This is a genomic window from Micromonospora sp. ATA51 (assembly GCF_016802855.1).
GTDB classification, from domain to species: Bacteria; Actinomycetota; Actinomycetes; order Mycobacteriales; family Micromonosporaceae; genus Micromonospora; species Micromonospora sicca.
In genome coordinates this window covers 1-4,714 of the sequence record NZ_JAEVHJ010000423.1, presented here as the reverse complement: position 1 = coordinate 4,714, position 4,714 = coordinate 1, and the positions used below count along the sequence as shown (strand labels likewise).

3 protein-coding genes and 1 pseudogene are annotated in these 4,714 nt (G+C 66.2%); 2 read left to right on the top strand and 2 right to left on the bottom strand.

Going from position 1 to position 4,714, the window contains the following annotated elements:
* Positions 1–1,330: 1,330 nt before the first annotated feature.
* Positions 1,331–2,020 (top strand): IS6 family transposase, encoded by a 690-nt coding sequence (locus JNW87_RS34975; protein ID WP_109805615.1) that lies wholly within the window; start codon positions 1,331–1,333, stop codon positions 2,018–2,020.
* A 65-nt stretch (positions 2,021–2,085) separates the two neighbouring features.
* Positions 2,086–2,736: pseudogene (locus tag JNW87_RS34970) on the top strand (Tn3 family transposase); the annotation flags it as partial.
* Between the two features lie 84 nt (positions 2,737–2,820).
* Here JNW87_RS34970 and JNW87_RS34965 read toward each other — a convergent pair.
* Both JNW87_RS34965 and JNW87_RS34960 read right to left on the bottom strand, forming a co-directional pair.
* Positions 2,821–3,537, bottom strand: a complete 717-nt coding sequence (locus JNW87_RS34965) for a TetR/AcrR family transcriptional regulator (protein ID WP_201750007.1) — start codon at positions 3,535–3,537, stop codon at positions 2,821–2,823.
* Entirely contained in the window at positions 3,537–4,385 is an 849-nt protein-coding gene (locus JNW87_RS34960) for an oxidoreductase (RefSeq protein ID WP_109805614.1), read from the bottom strand. The genes JNW87_RS34965 and JNW87_RS34960 overlap by 1 nt, the downstream gene beginning before the upstream one ends.
* Positions 4,386–4,714: the final 329 nt, after the last annotated feature.

Here is a 4,714-nt window from a genome sequence, read left to right as displayed (position 1 = left end):
GCATATCACGTCGGGACTGACGTGCTCCTACTGCCTCTCGGGGGGAACCGTGAAGATCGTTCCCGCTCCTCGCCGCCCGTCGTGACCTCACGGCCGGACAGCCCGTCTGCGTCCTGACGGATCTTTACCCTCGACTCGAAGAACAATATGCCACACCGCATAAGATGTCTAGTCGTTCCAGCCTAGATTTTCTGGCCGCCGGCCACCAGGGTGACTGGCCCGCCCGGGCCGGCCGCGTTGGCCGTGCTCACGCCCTCGACGCGGCACTCCGCAGGTCACCGCCGGCGAATACGGGCGAAGGCAAGCTTCACCATCGCCGTGGTTCTTGTCGGCGTCGCCGCGACGGCCATGCTCCCGCCCGCGTTCCTGGGGCGCGGGGCAGCCTGGCGACGATCACCACACTCAGCCATGGACGGCCGCGCCATGATCGAAGAGGCCGTGGGCGAGTGCCGGTGTACTGACGACGGCCACGTCGTGGCCATGTACAACGGGAGGGCCTGCCGGCCGTCCTGCAGCAGCGGCGAACCGAGGCCCCACGCCGGGTCCCCGACAACAAGGTCGACCGCCCACCCCATCGGCGCGGCCACGGCTTCCTATCGCGACGGGGCCGTCATCCGTCAACGCCAAACGCCGAGGCGGCCCTGCGAATGGGCATCGCGAGAAGCGGTGAGCGCGTGCAAGGCCTGCAGCCGCTCCTGCTGATCTTCAGCAAGCGAGCGCAGCCACATACAACTGCGACCAGCACAAAGGAAAAAGAGTTGTGAAGCAGCAGGTAATCAGCCTGCTGCTACGAATTGAGCATCGTCTTAGGAAACGGTACCTGCCGGCGGTTAGCCACGAGTGCCCAGGACTGCCCAGCCGCGCCCACCGCTGCCACCCGCCGTTGCCCCGACCGCTTGATGTGCGACAGGGGGTCTAGGGCCTAGCGGCAGGTCGGCGGAGCGTGAGCGCACGGATCTGCCGATGAGCGTGCATTTGATCATCGTCAGTTCCCATGAGGCTTCGGGATACGTCTGCCTTTATCCAGTCGACTGACTTGCTCATCGCTTGGGGAGCGCGCTCATTTGCGTGCGGCAGTTTCTGGGACATCAAGGCCGCGTTGGGTGTGATCTTGAGGGGGCTCCAGTAGATGGAGCGGTGGTGTCAACGGCGGCCTGCGAGGACATCCTGGGCGATGGCGTCTCGTTGGGCTGCCTCGCGTTCGGCCTGGGCCTGTTCCGCGGCAGCGCGCTTGTCGTACGCCGCACGCGCGGCGGGTCCGTTGCGTTGAGCGTTGGCAAGATCGAGACAGACTTGGACTGTGAAGTCGTCGAGCCGTCCTCGCCCGTGGCTGCCTCCGAAGTCGGCGTTCGCCGGGTTCCGGTTCCCACCGGAGGTGATCGTCGTCGCGGTCCGCTGGTACCTGCGGTTCAACCTGTCCTACCGCGACGTTGAAGAACTCCTCGTCGAGCGCGGCGTGGAAGTCGACCACGTCACCGTCTACCGATGGGTGCAGCGGTTCACCCCACTGCTGGCTGACGCCGCCCGCTTCTGCCGACACTCACCAGGCGACCGGTGGCACGTTGATGAGACGTACGTCAAAGTCAACGGGGTGTGGCGGTACGTGTACCGGGCGGTCGACCAGTACGGGCAAGTCATCGACGTGCTCGTCTCGACCCGCCGGGACGCCGAAGCCGCCCGGCGGTTCTTCCGACGGGCGCTGTCAGCGTTGAAGGTCAAGCCCACAGAGGTGGTCACCGACGCCGCCGCGGTCTATCCCGGCGTCCTCGACGAGCTGATCCCGTCCGCGTGGCACCACGTCGAGCAGTACGCCAACAACCCGATAGAAGCCGATCACAGCCAGCTGAAACACCGGTTGAGACCGATGCGCGGGCTACGAACCGAGCAGACAGCACAAGTGATCATCGCCGGACACGCCTTCATGCAGAACCTGCGCCGCGGACACTACGAACTCGCCGTCGACTCCCCGCCGGCAACGCGGGTGCCTGCGGCGTTCGCCGCCCTCGCCCTGGCGATCTGACCGCGGACCCGACGCCGGTTCACCGCGTCCGTTGATCCCACAACGCAACGGCGCCGGACGAGAAGTGGCCGAACCTGGCGCCGGTGCTGTCGACCAAGACGATCGACTGGGACCTGATCCGCCAGCAGTACGACCAGATCGTGAAGTACACCGCCGCCCTACGCCTGGGCACCGCCGAGGCCGAGCAGGTCCTGCGGCGCTTCACCCGCGGCGGGCCCAAGCATCCGACGTACCGGGCAATCGAGGAACTGGGCCGCGCGGTACGCACGGCGTTCATCTGCGACTACCTCGCCGACGCGAAACTGCGACGCGAGATCAATGACGGGCTCCAGGTCGTGGAGAACTGGAACTCCGCCAACCACGATCTGTTCTACGGCAAGGACGGCGACCTGACCGGCTCCGACAAGGAGTCCCAGGAGGTCTCGATGCTCGCCCTGCACCTGCTCCAGTCCGCGCTGGTGCACGTCAACACCCTGCTCCTCCAGGACATCCTGAGCGAGGAGAAGTGGCAGAGACGGCTCACCGACGCCGACAGGCGGGCCCTGTCCCCGCTGTTCTGGACTCACGTGAACCCCTACGGCCGGTTCGAGCTGGACATGAACTCCCACCTCGACCTCGCCGCCGCGGTGGCGGCCACGCTTCCCGGCCCCCGAACCCCGCCCGAGGCGGAAACCGCCCGATCGGCGGCTGAAGGTGCGACAGGGTCTGCATCCTGAAGACGCCTGCCCCGGCGTCGTCGGCGGACGGCTGGATCGTTGACCGGGGCGAGGGCGCCATCGGCGATCCGTCTGTTTCAGCCATCAGGAACGGTCGTACGGCGGCTCTCGATGAGATTGATCTTGGGCTGGGATGTGCCGGCGCCAGCAGGTCTGCGCCTTCACTTCCACGCCAGATGCCTCATTCAGGTGGCGAGACCCGGCGCTGGTCAGCCAGATGTGTTCGCAGGTCGAAGATGCCTTTTGCAACTTCTCGCGGGATTCCTGCGAGGCGTGGTAGAAGGTCCGCTCGATCATCCAGCACAGGGCGCGTGCCATCGCTGACGCTTGTTCTGGTTCGGTGCCGGCCTGAACGCCGGCTCGTTCCAGGACAGCGGTGATGGCCGTGATGAACAAGTCAGCCGTGTGGCTCCACAGCTCGCCGATCTCCGGCACGGTCAACGACAGGTCGATCGCCGTGCGCATGACCAGACCGTGCTCATCCCACAGCTCAACCGTGCGCTGCATGGCTGCTGCGATGGCCTGGCGCGGCTCGTCGGTCTCTGCAGTGGCCCGGGACCGCTCCCACAGATGCTCAACGGTCCGGGCCACGAGTGCCGTGACCACTTCTTGCTTGGAGCCGAAGTAGAAATACAGGGCGCCGCGCGTGATGCCAGCGCCCTGAGCTATGTCGCCGACAGTCATGGCGTCGTAGCCCTTTTGCACCAGCAGAGCCTCGCAGGTGTCCAGAATGGCCCGCTCCCGGACATCGCCCTTGCGTTCGGTGGCGCGCCGGCTCCGCGCAGAGTGGTGGCTGGGCATCAGAGCTGAGCACCCTCGGCAAAGTCGGTCGTACGGGAAAGGGGCTCCCATGCGCGGATGTCCTCGTCCACAGCCGTGCGCGCGGCAGTGACCAGTCGCAGCGCATCCGAGCCAAGGACGAGGTGGGCCGGCGGCTGGTCGACCGACGTGATGTGCACGACGGCGTCCCCAGCCTTGGCCGGATTACCCAGCTGATTCCCGCTGGCCTTCTGCCGCGCTTCACGGATAGGGGCGAACAGCTCGTCGTAGTCATCGATGGACTGCGCAGCGCGCGTCATGGACCGTCCGGCCCAGTCGGTGCGGAAGGAGCCGGGCTCGATCGCCGTCACGTGGATCCCAAACTGTGCGACCTCCTTGCCCAGTGCTTCCAGGATGCCTTCCAGGGCGAACTTGCTGCCGCAGTAGGCGGACATGCCGGGCACGGCCATGAGCCCGCCCATGGAAGTGACGGCCATCAGGTGTCCGCGGCGGCGCTGGCGCATGTGGGGCAGTGCTGCCTGCAGGGTGGCCACTGCCCCGAATACGTTGACCTCGAACTGCCGCCGCACCTCGGCCAGCGGGGTTTCCTCGAAGGTGCCCTCCAGGCCGTAGCCGGCGTTGGCGACGACGACATCCAAAGGACCGACGCTCTGCTCTACCTCCACGACCACACTCGACACGGCGTCGCCGTCAGTCACATCCAGGATGCGGCCGTGCGCGTACCCGGGTTTCAGCCCTTCGAAGACCCGCAGGTCCTCCTCGGAACGGACCGTTCCAACGACGGTGTGCCCGGCGGCCAGGGCAGCCTGGGCGAAGGCACGGCCGAGGCCCGTGCTGACGCCGGTGATGAGCCAGTTCTGCTTTTGCATTTGCTCCTCCAGAGGAGACCCGCGAGGGGCTGGGTTGCTCCCTCACCTCTAACTCTACACAACGTCGATTTTTATCATCGTTGCGTAGACTATGGCGTCACTCACGGCTCCGCCGACCGCCCCGTGGCGATCCTCTCCGAGCGAGAGCAAAGACTGGATGCGCGCAGCCCACTCACAAACGACCCTTTGCGCGAGCAAGATCGACAATTGGCCGCCGGACCCCGCTCGACCCTGTGGGGCTCGAATACCCGGTTCGACCGTCTGAAGTGCGGTTCTGTGCGGGCTTGAGCCCGGTGCAGCCGTCATGCTCGTGGTCATGAGCGCGTCGT

Excerpts from the sequence above, each read along its gene's own strand:
- JNW87_RS34965 (WP_201750007.1), bottom strand. The coding sequence starts at position 3,537 with ATGCCCAGCCACCACTCTGCGCGGAGCCGGCGCGCCACCGAACGCAAG.
- JNW87_RS34960 (WP_109805614.1), bottom strand. The coding sequence starts at position 4,385 with ATGCAAAAGCAGAACTGGCTCATCACCGGCGTCAGCACGGGCCTCGGC.